Genomic DNA, 17,812 nt, shown 5'->3' with positions numbered 1-17,812 from the left:
AAACGACGGAAGGCCAAGAATTGGGGTCTATCCTTAAGTATAGTCAGGTGCTGTTTTTTGGTTGGGTTGACGGTCCAGACAGAGAGATATCTCGTTCTCTGTGTTGACAGGGACGACGACCTTGGCGTCAAGACGAAGGTCAGCACCCCTGTCTTCGGGAGGGATGCGGTTGTGGCTGCAGCGACGAAGCTCGCCCTTGCCGACCCCGAGGAAGCCGATGCGAACGCGATATTCGCGGCCGTGAAGAAGTTCGACGAGCTCAGGAAGGAGGGGATGGACTGCGAGGTCGGCGTGGTCTGCGGAGACCCGGAAAGCGGGTTCAAGGCGGACAAGCAGGTGAGGAGGGAGGTCGACGAACTCCTTAAGCAGGTCAACTTCGTCGGGATCGTCTTCGTCTCCGACGGAGGCGACGACGAGCACGTGATCCCGATACTTCAGAACATAAGGCCAATCGTCTCTGTCGAGAGGGTGACTGTCAAGCACAGCGAGACTGTGGAGGAGACGTACCTCGTGCTCGGTAGGTACCTCAGGATGCTGATCTTCGACACTCGCTATTCGAGGTGGGCGCTGGGCGTCCCAGGAATGATTCTGCTCCTCGCCGGGATACTCATCATCTCGAACAGGATTTTCGAGGCACAGCTCGCGACTCTCCTGATAATAGGCGGTGCCTTCTTCATCAGGGGATTCAACCTCGACAGGACTGTGGCCGGGCTACTAAGCAGAGGGCCATATGGCTACATCCGAGTCTTCTCTGACGTCACCGGGATGCTGGTGATTCTGGTTGGGTTCACGACAGGGTACGACTTCATGGAGACCCAGGCGAAGGGGATCATAGCGTCCGTGTTAGCGAACCCGGTCCTCTTCTTCACGTATGGGACAGGGCTCGCGGGCTACTTCATCAGCGGGTCTCTGCTCCTGGTTTGGGCCGGGATAGCAATAGGAGCCGTCGGCACACTCCTCTCCAACATAGCGAGGGACAGCCCCAGGTGGAGGAGGGAGGCGTTCGTCATCGTCATGCTCGCTCTTCTCTACTTCCCCGTGGAGACGTTCTCCGCATTCCTCATAGGCGGACAGGGCCAGTCGACAATACTGCTCGTCTCCTACATATTGCTGGGCCTTGCGGTGATCTTCGGCGTGACAGTCTTCCTGTACCCGCGCGTTAGGGTGAGGACGCCGCCGGAAAGGGACTAACCCATGATGGAGTCAGTGCTCCGCCTCTTCGGCGTCTACAGGGTGTACGAGGGGAGGCTGAAGTCGCAGGTCGAGAAGGAAGGCGCACCGGGCCACATCGGGATCATACTCGATGGGAACAGGCGGTGGGCGATGGAGCAGGGCGTCTCGGCCGGGTTCGGGCACGAGGAAGGGGCGAACGTGGCTGAGAGGCTGCTGGACTGGTGCCACGAGTTGAAGATAAAGACGGTCACGCTCTACGTCCTCTCCACAGAGAACCTGGACAGGAAGCCCGAGGAGGTCGCCGGTCTCTTCGCTCTGATCGAGGAGAGGCTCCGCAAGCTGCTCAAGGACGAGAGGATCTATAGATACAGGGTGAAGGTCAAGGCGATAGGGCAGCTCGACATGCTCCCGCAGTCGATAAGGGCCCTCCTCGAGGAGATCGAGGCGAAGACCGCAGGCTTCGGGGACCACTACCTGAACATAGCGATAGCGTACGGCGGCCGGGCGGAGATCAAGGACATGGTCAGGTCGGTCGCGCAGGACGTCAAGAGCGGCATCCTTTCGCCAGACGAGATAACGGACGATACGATAGAAAGGAGACTCTACACCTCATACTTGCCGAACCAAGAGCCTGACCTAATCATCAGGACCTCCGGAGAAGAGAGGATGAGCGGTTTCATGCTCTGGCAGGGGGCATACTCAGAGCTCGTCTTCGTGGATGTCTTCTGGCCCTCGTTCAGGATGATAGACCTGATGAGGGCGATACGCACCTACCAGAGGAGGACGAGGAGATACGGCCGCTAAGGAACAACCGTTATAACGGAACCGACTGGGGGTTTCTCAACTTGAAGGTCGCGCTTGGCACATTGAAAGACAAGGGGGCTGACCTCCTCGCATTCCTGGAGCCGAGGGTGGGCACCAAACCCGAGCTCTCGGGCGAGTCGCTGGAGATAGACGAAGCGAGCGCGAGGAAGGGGCTGAAGCCGAGGCAGGTCAAGACGTACATCAAGAGGTTCCTTTACATGAACGGACTGCGAAAGAACTACAGGGTCTTCGTCGCGGGGAAGGAGCTGACGGTCCAGGAGCTCGAGCTCGGCGAGGAAGAGGAAGAGAAGAAGGAGAAGGTCGCAGAGAAGGTGGAGAAGGCGGAGGAGAAAGAGTTGGAGGTCAGAGAAGGCGAGGAACCGAAGGCAACGGAGGAGAAGAAGCCGGAGAAGGCCGAAGAGAAGAAGGAGAAGCCGAAGGCGGCGAAGGAGGAGAAGAAGGCGAAAGCGCCAGCCAAGAAGGAGACCAAGAAGCCGGAGAAGAAGGGGTCGAAGGACTAACCCTTAGCTGCCCTTGCTTTCCTTGCCCTGAGAAGCCTCTTCTGCCTCAACATCACCCTCAGATAGTTCCTCGACTCACGAAGGTCCCTCAATGACTCTGCCAGTCTCCCCGCGTCGAACGACTCGATTGCGGTCTTGAGGAACCTCAGCGCAAAGCCGATGGCCTGCCTCTCATCAGGCACTGCGTAGACCTTGGGCTTGATGAATCGGCCCGGGTTCTCCTCGTTGAGCTCCACCCTGATGAAGGCGACGCTCTTCTCGACCATCACGTATGACCGCCAGATTGACCGCAGCTCCTGCTCGCCCGGCTCGCCTGTCAGGGAGGATTGCAACGAGCTCAGTGTCGCTTCGGCTTTCTTCATGTCGTCGCTCGTTTCACTGCGCCAATCGCGTGGACCATTCACGGTTTCGTGAGAATCCAATGATAGGAGACCCGAGGAAAGAACCAGATTTATAACAGGCACGCAGCGGGCGGGTTCAGTTGCCTAAGAAGGAGGAGTACAGGCTCGGCGGAGCCTGCTTCGTAAAGCTAGCTTCCCTCGTCGAGCTGGGCCGGCTCTCGTGCGCGCTGGAGAGGGCGCCTTTTCCACTCTTCGCTTTCAAGCAGACAAACGGGATCAGGCTCGCGGCCCAGGCGGACCTTTTCATGGGGACGCCTGTCTTCTACTACATCGACACGGACAAGACGGGTGAGTTCCTCGCGTACAGAAGCTCAGGGGACGGCGAGGAGGTGCAGCTCGTAGGGACTGCGAGCAACCCCGTCTACCGCTATGCCCCGATAATCAAGGTGAACAAGATGCCCGAGCAGCTAAAGCCGAGAAGCTCCTTCGAGGACACCTTCATCTCGATGGAGGTTCAGGACCTCCCGAGCCTGGCCAAGGTCGGGACATACAAGATGCTCTTCGAGGAGCCGCCTCTGCCACTCTTCGCCTTCAAGAACGGAAACGGGTGGGTGATTGGGACGTTCGCGAGGATCGACGACTACGAGGAAGCCTCGATATTCTTCTACGCGAGGACGAAGGACGAGCCCCCTTCAGGGTTCGTTAAGTACGCGCCGGACAAGATAGCCGAGACGACCTTCGTTGTGAAGGCGGACGAGCCAGGGTTCGTCCCCGTCAAGGTAATCAAGCTCGCCGAGAAGCATCCGCTCGTAGAGCTCTGACAGGCTCATCCGGCCGGTACGGCAGCGCCTTTGAGGAAGAGTTCTGCCTCCTTCAGCGTTGCCTTCGAGTTGTTGTAGCTCACCTTCGCGAGAGCCCCACTGTATGGGAACCACCCCGAGCTCTGGTGCTCGCTTGAGATTGTGATCTTCTCCTCCTTGGTGCGCGCGAGGAGGTAGACGACCTGCTTGTGGACGTTCTGGCCGTCCCTCCTGTAGAAGTACTCGATCTTGCGCCTAAAGCCTGGGACGATGTCGATGTGCCGGAGCCCCGTCTCCTCCCTCACCTCGCGAAGGACAGTGTCGAGCTCGTTCTCGCCCGCCTCCATGTTTCCCTTTGGGAAGTCCCACCTCTCCTTGTTCAGGAGGAGCAGGTAGCGCCTCCCCCTCTTGTCGTTGAAGACAACCGCACCAGCGGACCTCTCCTCCATGCGTTGCAGACTTCCATCGTGGAATTATTAGGGTTCCGCAGGCCGTCTGGGCCTGGAAATCGTTTTATACTGAATTTTATGATGATATAAATTCCCGAATGTCCAAGATCAAGGTCGCTATCGCTGGCGTCGGCAACTGCGCCTCTGCGATAGTCCAGGGCGTCAGCTACTACTCCAAACGGGGGAAGGGCGACGGCCTGACCTACTGGGATGTGGGAGGCTACACGCCCGCGGACATAGAGTTCGTGGCCGCTTTCGACGTCTCTGCGAAGAAGGTCGGGAAGGACCTATCGCAGGCCATCTTTGAGGCTCCTAACAACACGCAGAAGATAGCCGACGTTCCGAAGCTCGGCGTAGTCGTGAGGAAGGGGCCCGTGCTCGATGGCCTCGGGAAGTACCTCAAGGACGTCATCCCAGTCTCGAAGGAGAAGGAGGAGGACGTCGCGAAGGTGCTCGAGGACTCGGGGGCAGAGATCCTCGTCAACTACCTTCCGGTGGGAAGCACCAACGCGTCCCACCTCTACGCAGAGGCCGCTCTGAAATCCGGCCTGGCCTTCGTCAACGCGATACCTGTCTTCATAGCCTCGGACCCGCAGTGGGCGGGGAGGTTCGAGAGCGCGAATCTGCCCATAGCGGGAGACGATGTGATGAGCCAGTTCGGGGCCACGGTCCTCCACAAGACGATGGTGAAGCTCGCCGTCGACAGAGGGGTGAAGGTCGACGAGACGTACCAGCTGAACATAGGCGGGGACACCGACTTCCTGAACATGCTCGAGGAGAGCAGGTTGAGGGACAAGAGGGAGAGCAAGACGAGCGCAGTCAGGGCAATGTCCCCCTACGAGGTCCCGACGAGGATAGGGCCCAGCGACTACGTGCCCTTCCTGAACAACGACAAGATTTGCTACATTTGGCTGAGGGGGAAGTATTTCGGCGGGACGACGGTGAAGGTGGACGTCAAGCTGCACGTCGTCGATGCCTACGACAGCGGGGGTGTGATGGTGGACGCGATAAGGGGGGCGAAGGTGGCTCTCGACAGGGGCGTCGGTGGCCAGCTGACCAGCCTCTCCGCGTTCTGCTTCAAGCATCCGCCCGTGCAGATGCCATACTCGGAGGCGAAGACGGCCTTCGAAGAATTCACTTCTGGAAAGAGGGAGAGGTAGCCCCCGCCAACCTTCTCACGTAGAAGGCAGTGGCCAGAAGCGCAAGCACGACCAACCCCACAGGGAGTTCGTACCGGGTCAGCACATCCTCGCCTATCGCTATGCCAGCCGACGGCACTTTGCCGCTCAAGGTCACCCCAGAGTAGCCGAACGTCAGCTTGGCGCCCGAGAACGGTATCGTCTGCCCCGAATTCGCCGTTGCGTTCACGGTCGCCTTGTAAGACGCTCCGGCCGCGAGCTGGCCAAGGTTGATGGACACGCCTCCTCCTGAGAGCGTCGCATTCAACGGCTTCGACAGCGCGATGCCCGAAGGCACAGGGAGGAGGAACTGGACGTCCGTGACATTTACCCCAGCAGGGTTGGTCAGGGTCACCACTATCTCGAATTGCTTGCCCTCGACTGGGTTCGAGGGTACGGACGTCACTGTGGCGCTGACCAGGTTGTAGACTGAAGTTCTCGGGCCCTGCCCGGTTAAGACGAATCGGGTGCCTCCGAAGTAGAAGAGGGCTGTCACGGCAGCTGTGAGGGCGTTCTTGGCAGAGGAGGTGGTCTTCACGCCGTAGGTGAAGTTGAAGTCCGAACCCGTGGTGATGTTGCTCCTGAAGCCTGTGGTGTGGGAGGTGGCCGTCGCCTGGTCGAAGCTGTCTGCTACTGTCGTGACCGAAGCGTTGTATACTGTGTACGGGCCCGCGTTTGATGCGAGGACAGAGACGGTCGAGGCCATGCCCAAGAAGAGCGGAGACGGGTTGAATTGCTTCGAGAGGAGTAGCCCTGTCGGAGCGGGCTGAGGGTTCGAGTACGCGGCCAGGTTGTAACCCGACGTAAGCACGCTCGAGGTGAACGGCCAGAAGATGAAGTTCCTTCCCTGTGTGACGTTGAAAATCATGAAAGCGTGTTCCTGACCGTGAGAAAGGACTCCGGAAAAGTGCAAAGAGAGTACCCCGCCGCTGCACGTCAGGTTGGTGCCGCCCGCCTTGCCGCAGGCCAATCCAGTGGGCAGGGGAGAGCGGGCGTCGAACGAGGTGACAGTCGCGGAGCCCAAGTTGGCGAAGTCCATTGTGAGGTTGAGGCTCGACCCTCCGCCGGGCAAGGCAGAGACGGTCGAGTTCAGCTTGAGTGTGCCAAATGCAATCTTCATCCCGCTGTGAGAGAAGATGACTGGGAGGACGTTGGTGGTGAAGTTGACCGAGGCCCCTTCGGGCGTCATGTATGAGACTTGGTAGCCACTTGTATCGTTCACCAGCGAGAGGCCGGGCGCTGTCGCCGAGAGCGTCGCCGAGCTCGAGTCCCCGGGCGCGAGGCCGCCCAGCTGCTGCCCTGCGACGTCCACTGATGATGCAGTCCTAGTCCCCACGTTCTTCACGAAGACCTTGAGCGGCTGGGGCGAGCCCACCGGTTTGCCCAGTGAGCCGGAAGGTGCGAGATATGCGTAGACGACGGGTCCGTCGACGCCCAGAGAGATTGTCATCGGGTTAAGGCTAGTATGCTCGTGGAAGAAGGAGCCGCCAACCAAGTAGGAGTAGGAGACGGGAGTGGCAGGTATTCGGAATGGCCTGAAGGTGTTCCCCGTGTACTGGAGCACGTACGTGGGTGTCGAGGTCTGACCAGCGCTTATGCTCGTGGCTGTCACGTTGGAGGAACCTGACACCAGCTTGAAGAGCCCCGACCCCTTCCACCAGTTGTCCGACAGAGTGATGCCGGTCAACGTCGTGGAGTTTGACAGGTTGGTCAGCGCTAGCGTCACGGACATGTTCGAGCCAGTCTTGAGCACCCCGACGTCGATGATCCTCGTCGCCAGCAGCTCCGCCGGCTGCTGTATGACCGTGGCGTTGAGCCTGTAGACCTTCTCGAGGGGCTTCAGTTGAAGAGAATACGTGCTCTTGAACGAGGTGCGGTCGGACGTCACGGTTGCGTTGTCCGAGGAGACTACCACTCCGTCGAGGAAGCGTAAGACGATCGATGATGAAGAGCTTGCGTTCGCGGCCTGGATGAAGTGGATGGTCGAGCCGAAGTACTGCAGCATGTTCGGCAGAGATGAGGAGTCAAGCCCGCTGGATGTGATTGAGCCGAGCACAAGCCCGTGGGAGAAACCCGATATCCCGCGCTGCCCTTCAAGGGTGACGATTGGCGATTGAAGCTTCATGAAAGCCGAGGCAGTAATCGGCTGGACGAAACCACCCTCATTTGTGGGGATGAATCTGAGCAGGGTGGAAGGTGCGATAGAGCTGAAGGAGAAGGGCGCGAAGAAGGTGTAAACGCCAGTGGAGTTCGAGGTCGACTGGAAGGAGGTCAGCAGATACGAGCCGAACCTGCTGGCGGCGGCGCTTGCGTCAGAAAAGGTAACAGCTCCGACCGTCAGGAAGACGCCGTGGAGCGGCACGAATGGAACGGGCAGAACGTTGTATCCCTGAGGGCCGAACACTTGGAAGTCAGATACCCACGAGGTAGTGTCTAACGCGGTGACGTTGTACCAGGTCAGGCCGGGTATTGCCTCGACCGATGCGAGAGTCGGGTTCGACACGTTGATGTTGCCGAAGCTAAGGAACCAATAAGCGTCCGAGCCCGCCACGTAGGTCGTCAGCCTCTCCGTGTAACCGCCGACGGCTGCCGCGTGCGCATTCGGCGGGAATGCGGGGACGAACACCATCGAGATGATAATGAGGACTGCGAGTAGCTGCCTAAGCTTCAACTGAGACTCCGATGGCCGACCAGTTTGGGCTTTTAACTGTTGATGAATCCTATCGCTTTCTGACCGACTCTTCTGGCGGGTCGTCGACTCCCTTCTCGTCCAGCATGAAGACGGCGTCCCTCTCCGGGTGGTAGGGGCTGTCGACCATCCTCGCGATCCTGTTCTTTGCAGCCTTCCTGAGGTAGATCCTGTAGGTGCTCGTGTGCGCGACGACGTGGCCACCAGTCGGCCGTGTTGGGTCGCCGAAGAAAGAGTCCGGGGCGGCCTGGACCTGGTTGGTCACGACCACGGCGACGTTGTAAACCTCCGCCGTCCTTAGCAGCTGGTGCATGAACCTGTTCAGGCGTTGCTGCCTCTCGGCGAGCGTCGCCCTACCGACGAACTCGGCCCTGTAGTGCGCCACTGCGCTGTCTAGGATGACCAGCTTCACCTTGTTAGCCTCAATCACCTTCCCCATCTCCTTCACTATCAATTCCTGGTGAGCACTATTGTAGGCGCGCGCGACAGTGATCCTAGCTAGGACCTCGTCTGCTTTGAGCCCCCTCGACTCAGCTATCTCCTGTATCCTCTCTGGCCTGAAGGTACCCTCCGTGTCCACGTAGACCGAAGCGCCATCCACGCCCCCCTTCTCCTTGGGCAGCTGGGCCATCACGCAGAGCGTGTGGCAGATTTGTGATTTGCCGGATCCGAATTCCCCGAAGAACTCTGTCATCGCCCAGGACTCGACGCCACCTCCCAGCAGGTCGTCGAGGTTCTTCGAGCCTGTGCTGATCCTGTCTATCGCCAGCCTCTTCTTTAGCAGATCTGCAGCGTTGACGAAGTCGGGCTCCAACCTGCCGAGCTCCACCAGCTTCTTCCTCGCCTTGGTGTTCAGCTCGACCGCCTTCGTGAGGTCTATGTCGACCGCGTCCGCGATGTCCATCGGGCCCGCGGTGGCCAAGTCGAGCACGCTCGTGATACCCGCGTCGTTCAGCTTCTGCTTGGTCGCCGGACCGACGCCAGGCAGGGATGTTAGCTCCAGTTCCTCTTCCTCTTTAGTTTCGGTCAACAGTTCACCGACCCGCTCTGACCTAATTAAGTGTGAGCTAGGGAGAGATTCGTGAAACTGTTCTCGGGAAGAGGCTTGCAGACCGGATGTGCTTCAGCCCGGCAATCCACCGCGTACACCTCTCCACCCCGATCCCGAACCCCGAGTGGGGCGGCATTCCGAACTTCCTGAGTTCGAGGTACCAAGAGAAGGACTCGGTAGGCATGTCCTGGCTGGCGATTCGCTGCATCAGTTCTTTGTAGTCGTGGATCCTCTGCCCGCCTGTGGCAAGCTCGCCGATGCCTTCGGGCGCAATCAGATCCGCAGACTTCGTCACCTTCGGCCTGTCCGGATAGGTCATGTGGTAGAAGGCCCTCGCGGAGAGCGGATAGTCAGTGATGAAGAAAGGCGACTCCTGGCTCATGCTGACCGCCCTCTCGGCCTCGGTTGCGATGTCCTCGCCCCATTCGAAGGGGAATCCTTTCCGCGCCGCTATCTCCCTCGCCTCGTCGTAGGTGATTCGGGGCAACGGGAGGACTGGCTCCCTGATCTTTCTGCTAAGCGTCTTGAGGTCATCTTGCCCCCTCTCCAGAACCCGCCGGACCATGGCTGCGAGCAGCCCTTCCTGCAGCTTCATGTTGGCCTCCTGGTCGGCGAAGGCCTGCTCCGCCTCAATCATCCAGAACTCGGTCAGGTGCTTGGCCGTCTTCGACTTCTCCGCCCTGAATGCAGGCTGGAAGATCCAGACCTTCTGAAGGGCAGCGAGCGACGCTTCCTCGTAGAACTGGGCACTCTGACTCATGTACACCTTCTTGCCGAAGTAGTTCACCTCGAATAAGGTCGAACCCCCCTCGACTGCGGCCTGGACGAACGTGGGTGCGCTGATCAGGAAGAAGCCGTTCTCCCTGAAGTAGTCGAAGGCCGCGCCTATGACCTCCGTTCTGATCCTCATGGTCGCGATTGCCTTCGGCCCCCTGATGCTGAGGTGCCTCTTGTCGAAGAGGAAGGACGCAGACCTGACTGCGGTCCTAGTTATCGGCCAGCTTTCTGCAAGGGAGACAACCTCGAACTGCTCTGCAGCCACCTCCTTTCCGCCCGGCGCACGCGCGTCTTCCTTCACGCTGCCCCTCACGACCACTGCCGATTCCTTTGTCGCTGCCCTCGCCGCGTCGTATGCCCGCGAGGCCCCCTTCCTGGCTGAGACCTGGACGTAACCAGTTCCGTCCCTGAGGAGGACGAAGACTAGACCTCCCAATGTGTGCTTCCGTGCGACCCAACCCTTCAGCTCGACTCGGCCGCCGCTTCCCCGGATTAACTGGGAGGCAGTGACAGGAGCGAACCCTTCGCCACTCACGATGGCGGGCTGCGCTCGGTCGGGCTAAAAAGCATGATGCGGCCAGTCAGCCAACGGTTAAAGGAGCGCTGTCTTCCGCCAATCTCCGTCGGATTGCGCGGCGCTACAATCGTGAGATGGACGGGGAGGGGCAGGCTGGAGGACCTCGAAGGTGCGATAGCACGGATATTGGTAATCGAAGGGAAGAAGGCTACAATCTCGACTGCCGGTCGTTCCTTGCTTCTGGAAGGACCAGAGCCGGTTGGTGTCGCGGCACTCCTGGCATATCTCCCTGGTGTTGACTGGCTGGCGGTGGGTCGGTCGTCCGACTCTGTCAGAGGTCTTGCGGCCGAGCTGGCAAGGCTCGCCCGCATCTACGTGAGACCAGGCGGGAGGTTCGCCATCAGGGTGGAATCGGAGGATCCAAGGATGAAGCCCTCCGACCTCGCGGGTGCGGGGAACTCAGCTGTGCTCGATGCAGTGAAGGGTTCGCGGGTGAGCGAGGATGCGCCTTCCACTATCTTCAGGGTCGCGTTCGACGGGAAGCGCGGAGTCGCATCAGTCGAGATAGGTCGCGGCCCAGGAGGGACAGCGATGGGGAGGAAGGTGGCGCGGTGTCTTGTCTCCGGAGGGAAGCACAGCTCGGTGTTAGCTTGGGACGCGATGCTGTCAGGCTACTCAGTCCAGCTTGTTCACGCCGAGGCGGGCGATGACTCTTTGATGGCTGCAGCCCGCCTCTACGCCGAGCTCTCTCATCGGGTCGACCCGAACAGGCTGAGCCTGCTGGTGCTGCGTGGGGGAGGGGCAAGGCAGATGATATCCCGGTGGGCCCGCGGTATTCCAGGGGCAGCCTTCGCAGGGTTTCACGCGGAGTGCCACAGCGAGCCGAAGAGCATTGCGAGGAACGTCTACTTCCCGCTTTACTTCCTCCCCGAAGAGGAGTTCGACAGAATCTTCTCAGGGATGCGTGTCAAGTCCGTAGATTCGAGGGAGACCTGGGCAGGTGGGGGAGGGAAGGCTACGAGAGTGCTGACCTACGGGGGCGTCAGAGCTGATGTCAGTGCAGTCTTGGACGGCCTGAGGGGACGGCGGCCTCGACCATCCTGACAATTGCCATTCTCGCGTCGTAGCTCCTCGCTATCCTCCCGACTTCGGCTGCCTGGGAGAGGTAGGGCTCCGACATTAGAGCCTTGGCCGCTGACCTGAACGATTCTTGGCTAAGCTCGTCCTGACGGATGGAGATTGAGACGCCGAGTCTGGCAGCCTTCGCTGCGTTCCCCTCCTGCTCCGTCTGCCTCGGGATCGGAATGAGGAGGGAAGGCTTCGAGTTCGTGATTGCCTGAGCAACGGCCCCGTGGCCAGCCCTCGAGACGACGAAGTCGCAAGCGCCGTAGTAGAACTGGGATATGTCGCACCATCCGTATTCCCACCCTCCCCCCACCCTCCTCGCGGCGCGGCTGCCTTTCGGGTCCCCTTCCGCCAATACGAAGGCGTACTCACTTGCGAAGGCCGAGGTGATTTCGCGCGCCTTCTTGATCAGAGGGCCGCGTGTCCTGGGCGGACCCGAGATCTGCCAAAGGACCTTGGGGCGTCGGTCGCTGGCGAACTCTGCTGCGGTCCCGTCAGGTGCGTTGATCGGGGAGTCGGTGATGAAGCCTACGAACTCGGCGTTCTTCACATTGCCGCCGCGAAGGTTGGACTCGCTAATTGTGTAAGGAGGAGGTAGGTCGGGCAAGAGAATTCTGTCGCTCAGACCCCACAGCTTGGCCATCCCGGCTGTTGTGCCCTCCGAGAGCAGTAGGGAGGGTGTCCCCATCCTGGTGGCAGGCGCCGCCAGGTTCAGTTGGTTGAGGACAGTGTACGTCCTTACGTTCAGCATTCTGGCCGCAACGACAGTCGAAACGACCGAGTCGCTCAGCACCACGTCCGGTCCGAACCGCTTCATGTTGGCAAGCTCCATCCAGAGCTGCCTGTACGTCCTTGCCAGGATTAGGGGCGAGTTCGCCATCGTCCGCCTCATCGAGAGCTCGCCTTCCTCCGAGTAGGTCACGTCCGCGAGAGGAAGCCTGTTGCAGGCGTACCCCCTCTCCTCGATGTAGGAGGCCACCTCGCCCGAGCTGGAGAACCTGACATGCGAGCCTCTCTGACTGAGTAGGTCTGCGATTGAGAGCATCCTAGTCGCGTGACCCAGCCCCGAACCGAAGCAGCCGATGTAGACTCTCAATGGGAAGACACTCACAGGGGGCGCCTGACGACCCTTCCTCCGGGAGACTCCTCGGCGAAGATCTCTGCCTGGAATCGCTGCACCTCTGTGTCTTCGTCTAGCCAGGCGTCAGGGGTGAGTCCCGCCTTCATGCAGGTTTGGGACAGGAACTCTTCCGGCCCCCAAGAGTACTCGACAGGGACTTGGGGGAGGAGAAGGCCGCTGGTGTAGGCCTTCGAGACTATCAGGCCGTCCGTTCCCACCCTGACCCTGGAGGGCAGATCCGTCCTCTTCCTCACCTTCAAAGTCTCAGGTTGCGTTAGGACGCTGACTTCGACGATGATGCCGTCCAGCTCCTCCTTACGGACTGGTGGGAACCTCGGGTCCTGCGAGGCGGCCAGGACAGCCACCTCCTCCACTGCCTCCCCGAGGGGCTTGACTGGGAGCGGGTAGCCTATGCAACCCCTGAGCGTCTCCCCCAGCTGGGCAGCAAGGTTCAGGGTGACGAAGACCCCGCGTTTCTCGGAGAGCGTGCCAGTTCTCCAAGCGGTCCGCTTCGTCTTCCCCGTGCGGACGAACTCCTCGATAGAGGCTCGCGCGACCCCGACGACTGTCTTTCCTTCTTCTGTTGTCAATGACAAGGGCTGATCACGAATCAGTGCGGACGGCTGGCTGCGAAGAGCCGCTCGAGCCTCCTTAACTTTTTCCAGTGGCTTCCCTTCCAGTACAACTTGCCACAGTTGGTGCATTCATGGAAGGAGCGGTGCCTCTCTGCAACCGACTTTGGGAGCCCAGTGAGAACGTCGGCTCTGCTCACCTGGACCAAGCTGCCGTTGCAGAGAGAGCAGAGCGGGTCCCCTGGGCTGAGTCTCAGCCCCTTCTTCCTCGTCCCCGCGAGCATGGATGATATCCTTCTTCCGTCCGTACTGCCGACGACTAACAGGACGCCCAAACCGCTTCTCTCAGCAACCGAGGCGAGCCCCCGGTCGGCTGTGACGATAAACCTACGCTGAGACTTTGCGGTCCGCAGCAGCCCAGCGTCGTCCCCTCCTTTGTAATAGACCGTGTCGAAGCCGAAAGCCCTGAGCTTCCTGGCTAGCGAACCGAGCATCGCGTCGGCGACAAGCCTCGTCGGCGGCATTCGGGTGCAACCCGCCTATCGTGTGACCTCTGCTGAACGGACCGCCGCGTAGAGCCTCTTCGCTGAAGGGTCTTTCTCGAAGTGGCTCCTTATGGGGGAGACACAAGTATCTAACGCGGCGGCCACGCTCCTCTTGAGGTCTGCCGGATGGAGCGACCCACTCCTGTATGCCGTCTCCAGTTCTTCGTAGGACCCGAACTCGACGTTCCCGCCGTACTTCTGAGTCCGCTCGACCTTCAGCGAGGTGGCCTTCCTGAATACGATGTACTTCGAGTACTCTAGTACCGGGTTTCCTTGAATGACCTTGGCAGGGCAGTATGCGAGTCCAAGCTTCTTGGATATCTCCTCGGTCGTGTCGTGCACAGAAATCGAGGTCTCCGGTTTGCTCTTGCTCATCTTGCTCGCTATCTCCCTGTCTATCGCTGTGTTCTCGTCGAAACCCTCGGGTTCCTTCACACCCTGCAGGCCCATCAGCATGTGGTGGTGCACGGCGACGGGCTTCTTCCATCGGAGCTTCTCAGCCACCTCCCTCGCCAGGATGTTGGCCCTGCGTTGGTCCACCCCGAGCTGGCAGATGTCTACGTCCAGCCAGAAGATGTCAGCCACCTGCATGATCGGGTACATCACAGTGGATGTCTGAATGAGGTCCTTTGACGTCCTTCCCGCTATGGTAATCGCCCTGCTGCTCCTCGCAAGAGTCACGTTCTGCGCCACCCTGATTACCTTCTTCCAGTAGTCGTCTCCCTTCACCGCGTCGCTCGTCCAAAGAATCTCGACGTCCGTCATATCTACCCCTGCAGCCTTCCAGACCTCGATGAAGTAGCGGCCGACATCCTGTATCTTTTCAAGGTCGCCTCCCATCTTGTTGTTCAGCCAGGCGAACCAGTCAGCGATCCAGAGCTTTACGTGGACTCCGGCCTTTTGGAGGTCGGCTATGTTAATCGCTCGCAGGACGCCGAAGGCAATGTGGGCGAGGCCGCTCGGCTCAAAGCCGTCGTAGGCTGAGGGATGGTTGTTCGTCTCGAACAGCTCTCGGAGTTCTTTCTCCGTGATGATCTCTTCGCCAACCCGCCTTACGCACTCGAGCCTCGTCTCAGTGTCCAAAGCTGCGCCTACCTCTTCCTGTCGCCGATAAAACCGTTCACGACTGCTGGAGCGAGAAGGAGATGGCAGCCACGACCAGCCCGAATATCAGTAGAGCAATAGCCTGGTGGACGGCCACAAGAAGCGCGTTCAGCTCGTTCGCGACAACCACCCCGCCGAGGACGATTTGGAAGACGAGGAGTATGGACGCAACAATGAGGGACCTCTTGACAGAACTCTTCACTGCCTGGCCCCTCAATCCGACAAAGGTGGTGGCGAAGAGGAAGAGCGCCGACAGGGCTGCAAGAAGCCTGTGCGTGTACTCAACGACCGGACCCAGCTGCGGAGCCGGCAGGAGATTGCCGTTGCATAGAGGCCAGTCAGAAGGCACCTGTGAACCGCACGCCTCGCCGAAACCGCCAGCAGCCACGTAGGCTCCGACTACGATTAGCGCGAAGAGGATGAAGACTGTGATGCCGAGCAGGAAGTTGATGCCCTTCAAGTCGGTCGCGACTCCCCGCGGTTCAGGCCTTAAATGGTTTGAGTCTAGGACGCCACAATCGAGTCCAGCTTGCTCTTGAAGACGTTCGGCGATGCTGCGCCGACGACAATGTCCTCGACCTTGCCCTTCGAGAAGAACATCACAGTAGGGATGCTCATTATCCCGAACTGCATGGCGAGCTCCTGGTTCGCGTCTGTGTCAATCTTCACGAACTTCGCCCTGCCCGCGTACTCCTTCGACAGTTGTTCCATGATCGGTGCCACCATCTTGCATGGTCCGCACCAGTCGGCGTAGAAGTCAACGACAACGGGAAGCTCCGAACCAACCACCTCGCTCTGGAACTTGCCGCCTTCGATCTTCAGAATCGTGTTGCTCATTTTTTGTCTGTTGGTTCGGATTCCTGACTGGTTAATAATTTTGCCTGTTAATAAGGTCGGGCGAGCCATCCTTTCCTGTCCGCGGCCAGGGCCCAGCCAACTACTGCTTCCCTCCCAGCCTTAGCTGGGGCGTGTCCGTCAACTCGCGCAACGGCGTGACGCTCGGCGCCTCCCTCCTGTTATCGAAGGTCGCCAGGGTCCCCATCGAGACGCATCGGGCCACCAGCCTTTGGAAGTCGAAGTGCTTGGAGCAGTCCTCGATGAGTTCTGCCTTCACCCTAGTCTTGGGGTGCCTGGTGACGATGGAGCAACAGTCCCTGTACTCCTCTACAGACGGCTCGTAGGTCCCGATCTTCTTCCCTAGTTGGACAATCTCTTCCTTGTCGTAACCCAAGACAGGCCTCAGGATTGGGAGGGAGGAGCCCGAGTCGAAGACGGCGATGTTCCAGAGGGTCTGAGAGGCTGCCTGGGAGAGGCTGTCGCCAGTTGAGACAGCTGACGCGGAGAACCGCGGCGCCAGACTCTCTGCGGTCATCCGCATGAACCTCCTGAAGAGAGAGGGCTCTGCGTCAGCGGGCGCGTCGGATGTGGCCACTTGGTAGTCGGCGAAAGGCATGAGGAGCAGGTTGCTCCTTCCGCTGTACTCGGTCAGCAACCTGACGATCCTGGCCACCTTGCTCTTCAGGGCATACTCGGCGTCGGGTGCGGAGTAGAAGTGGAGGTAGACTGGCTGGCAGCCCCTCTTCATCAGCAGCCACGCCGCCACGGGCGAGTCGATTCCGCCGGAGAAGAGATGCATCACCTTCCCTGCGGTGCCGACGGGGAGGCCTCCCGGACCCCTCACCTTCGCCGAGTAGACGAGCGCGCGCCCCTTCAACACGTCCACGTGTATCGTCGTTGACGGGTCGGTGAGGTCCACCTTCCTGTTGGTGGCCACGACCACATCCCCCCCGAGCCTCCTTGCAAGTTCGACAGAGCCAATGGGGAACGACTTGTCGGACCTCCTCGCTGCCACCATGAACGTGCCAGCATCGCCCCTAGCAGCCTCGACGACCGTGGAGCTGATCGAGGAGTAGTTCGCAGGCGTAACGGATGCCTTCGCGAACCAGGCCACGCCGAATACCCTGGAGAGCCTTCTCTCGACCTCGCTTTCACCCGCAGCGGTTTCGACGAGGTACCTCCCGTCACTCGACTCCACTTCGACTTCACTCGCAGTAGCCATCGCCCTCCGGATGTTCCGCCTCAGGACTCTCGCAAATTCTGGCCGGTTCTTTCCCTTCAGCGCGATTTCGGAGTAGTGGACGACGTACGTGCTCGGCATCCGTCTCCCAGCGACAGGTCCCGCCTCATAAAGGGTTCCGGCTAGACGACGGCCCCGACCATCGCGATGAGGAAGATGACAGCGAGGTAGGGGGCAGAGAACTTGAACGCTAGCCACGCATTCGCCTTGGTGGGAGACCTCAGGAGCTTGATGTTCGTCGCCAGAAGCAGAGCGTCGAATACGATCGCCGCCACCAAGTAGATGAGGAGCCCAATCCCATTCAGAAAGGGCGAGACGAGAAGGCTGACCGGAATCAGAAGCAGGGTGTTCGCGACTATGTACTTCGATGCCCTCGCGGAGCCGACCACGGACGGCAGCATGGGAATGCCGACCGCGGAGTAGTCCTCCTCCATCAGGACCGCCAAGCTCCAGAAGTGGCTGGGGGTCCAGACGAATACGAGCGCACCCAGGATCCAGCCAACAATCGGGTTGGCGAAGGTCACAGCGTACCACCCGGCGAGGGCGGCGCAGCTGCCGGCGAAGCCACCGAGGACTATGTTCCAACTCGTCCTTGGTTTCAGGAAGATAGTGTAGACTGGGATGTAGACGAAGGCGCCTAGCCCTATGAAGAAGGTGGCCACCAAGTTCACGGTCAGGAAAGCCACGATGATACCGACGGTGAGCAAGGCGGAGCCGAGAATGACGGCGTGGCTCGGGGGGACAATCCGCTGGGCAGGCAGGGGCCGGTTCTGGGTCCTCTTCATCTTGGCGTCGATGTCCATCTCCAAGTAGCTGTTCAGGGTCAGGGAACCCGCCGCGGCCAAGGTCCCCCCCACGAGGATGCCTACTAGGACGGGGATTGGAGGAAGACCCCGCGAGGCTATGACCGAGGAGCCGACTGCGACGAAGACCAGCAGTGGGGTAATCCTGGGCTTTGTCAATGCAAGA

General features: G+C 59.9%; 19 protein-coding genes. 6 read left to right on the top strand and 13 right to left on the bottom strand.

The features are described 5' to 3' along the window. The first annotated feature begins 66 nt into the window (after positions 1-66). The 3 genes from LYZ69_02535 to LYZ69_02525 are packed head-to-tail and all read left to right on the top strand — an operon-like array spanning position 67 to position 2,498. A complete protein-coding gene (locus LYZ69_02535; GenBank protein MDV3277328.1) occupies positions 67-1,191 on the top strand; it encodes a DUF373 family protein in 1,125 nt (374 codons plus the stop codon). A gap of 3 nt (positions 1,192-1,194) precedes the next feature. Then, the gene (gene uppS / locus LYZ69_02530; protein MDV3277327.1) at positions 1,195-1,977 is read left to right on the top strand and encodes a polyprenyl diphosphate synthase; all 783 of its coding nucleotides are present in this window, start codon (positions 1,195-1,197) and stop codon (positions 1,975-1,977) included. Positions 1,978-2,018: 41 nt separating this feature from the next. Further along, entirely contained in the window at positions 2,019-2,498 is a 480-nt protein-coding gene (locus LYZ69_02525; GenBank protein MDV3277326.1) for a hypothetical protein, read from the top strand. On the opposite strand, the gene LYZ69_02520 is transcribed toward LYZ69_02525, so the two are convergent. Beyond that, the gene (locus tag LYZ69_02520; GenBank protein ID MDV3277325.1) at positions 2,495-2,860 is read right to left on the bottom strand and encodes a hypothetical protein; all 366 of its coding nucleotides are present in this window, start codon (positions 2,858-2,860) and stop codon (positions 2,495-2,497) included. The genes LYZ69_02525 and LYZ69_02520 overlap by 4 nt on opposite strands. A gap of 119 nt (positions 2,861-2,979) precedes the next feature. Between LYZ69_02520 and LYZ69_02515 the strand changes: the two genes are divergently transcribed. Beyond that, positions 2,980-3,660: a hypothetical protein gene (locus LYZ69_02515; protein MDV3277324.1), complete on the top strand. Its 681-nt coding sequence runs from the start codon at positions 2,980-2,982 to the stop codon at positions 3,658-3,660. Positions 3,661-3,665: 5 nt separating this feature from the next. On the opposite strand, the gene LYZ69_02510 is transcribed toward LYZ69_02515, so the two are convergent. Then, positions 3,666-4,088: an NUDIX domain-containing protein gene (locus LYZ69_02510; protein MDV3277323.1), complete on the bottom strand. Its 423-nt coding sequence runs from the start codon at positions 4,086-4,088 to the stop codon at positions 3,666-3,668. 98 nt (positions 4,089-4,186) lie between these two features. Here LYZ69_02510 and LYZ69_02505 point away from each other — a divergent pair, with 98 nt between their 5' ends. Next, complete coding sequence (locus LYZ69_02505; protein ID MDV3277322.1) at positions 4,187-5,248, top strand: inositol-3-phosphate synthase; 1,062 nt, start codon at positions 4,187-4,189, stop codon at positions 5,246-5,248. Here the strand turns inward: LYZ69_02505 and LYZ69_02500 are convergent. Genes LYZ69_02500 through aspS form a run of 3 tightly spaced genes read right to left on the bottom strand, consistent with a single transcriptional unit; the run spans position 5,223 to position 10,318 of the window. Next, positions 5,223-7,937, bottom strand: a complete 2,715-nt coding sequence (locus LYZ69_02500) for a hypothetical protein (GenBank protein ID MDV3277321.1) — start codon at positions 7,935-7,937, stop codon at positions 5,223-5,225. The genes LYZ69_02505 and LYZ69_02500 overlap by 26 nt on opposite strands. Positions 7,938-7,986: 49 nt before the next feature. Next, positions 7,987-8,985 carry a DNA repair and recombination protein RadA gene (radA, locus tag LYZ69_02495; protein ID MDV3277320.1) on the bottom strand — a complete coding sequence of 333 codons (999 nt, stop codon included), beginning with the start codon at positions 8,983-8,985 and terminating at the stop codon, positions 7,987-7,989. Positions 8,986-9,022: 37 nt separating this feature from the next. Beyond that, entirely contained in the window at positions 9,023-10,318 is a 1,296-nt protein-coding gene (gene aspS, locus LYZ69_02490) for an aspartate--tRNA(Asn) ligase (protein ID MDV3277319.1), read from the bottom strand. A 93-nt stretch (positions 10,319-10,411) separates the two neighbouring features. Here aspS and LYZ69_02485 point away from each other — a divergent pair, with 93 nt between their 5' ends. Then, positions 10,412-11,404, top strand: a complete 993-nt coding sequence (locus LYZ69_02485) for a hypothetical protein (protein ID MDV3277318.1) — start codon at positions 10,412-10,414, stop codon at positions 11,402-11,404. Here the strand turns inward: LYZ69_02485 and LYZ69_02480 are convergent. The 8 genes from LYZ69_02480 to LYZ69_02445 all read right to left on the bottom strand — a co-directional run bounded on the left by LYZ69_02480 (position 11,355) and on the right by LYZ69_02445 (position 17,805). After that, positions 11,355-12,521: a hypothetical protein gene (locus LYZ69_02480; protein MDV3277317.1), complete on the bottom strand. Its 1,167-nt coding sequence runs from the start codon at positions 12,519-12,521 to the stop codon at positions 11,355-11,357. The two genes, LYZ69_02485 and LYZ69_02480, sit on opposite strands and share 50 nt — an antisense overlap. 11 nt (positions 12,522-12,532) lie before the next feature. Next, positions 12,533-13,135: a TIGR00296 family protein gene (locus tag LYZ69_02475; GenBank protein ID MDV3277316.1), complete on the bottom strand. Its 603-nt coding sequence runs from the start codon at positions 13,133-13,135 to the stop codon at positions 12,533-12,535. 20 nt (positions 13,136-13,155) lie between these two features. Then, positions 13,156-13,641, bottom strand: coding sequence for a Mut7-C RNAse domain-containing protein (locus LYZ69_02470; protein ID MDV3277315.1), 486 nt, complete (start codon positions 13,639-13,641; stop codon positions 13,156-13,158). A 15-nt stretch (positions 13,642-13,656) separates the two neighbouring features. Further along, positions 13,657-14,745, bottom strand: coding sequence for a tyrosine--tRNA ligase (locus tag LYZ69_02465; protein ID MDV3277314.1), 1,089 nt, complete (start codon positions 14,743-14,745; stop codon positions 13,657-13,659). Between the two features lie 37 nt (positions 14,746-14,782). Then, a complete protein-coding gene (locus LYZ69_02460) occupies positions 14,783-15,226 on the bottom strand; it encodes a COX15/CtaA family protein (GenBank protein ID MDV3277313.1) in 444 nt (147 codons plus the stop codon). Between the two features lie 44 nt (positions 15,227-15,270). Beyond that, on the bottom strand, positions 15,271-15,603 hold the full coding sequence (trxA, locus tag LYZ69_02455) for a thioredoxin (GenBank protein MDV3277312.1): 333 nt from the start codon (positions 15,601-15,603) through the stop codon (positions 15,271-15,273). Between the two features lie 100 nt (positions 15,604-15,703). Further along, entirely contained in the window at positions 15,704-16,924 is a 1,221-nt protein-coding gene (gene thiI / locus LYZ69_02450; protein MDV3277311.1) for a tRNA 4-thiouridine(8) synthase ThiI, read from the bottom strand. Between the two features lie 41 nt (positions 16,925-16,965). Continuing rightward, positions 16,966-17,805, bottom strand: a complete 840-nt coding sequence (locus LYZ69_02445; GenBank protein MDV3277310.1) for a heme o synthase — start codon at positions 17,803-17,805, stop codon at positions 16,966-16,968. Between the last annotated feature and the right edge of the window lie 7 nt (positions 17,806-17,812).

It is taken from the genome of Nitrososphaerales archaeon (assembly GCA_032906765.1).
Taxonomy (GTDB): domain Archaea; phylum Thermoproteota; class Nitrososphaeria; order Nitrososphaerales; family Gagatemarchaeaceae; genus DASPPF01.
This window is presented reverse-complemented; position numbering and strand designations above follow the sequence as displayed.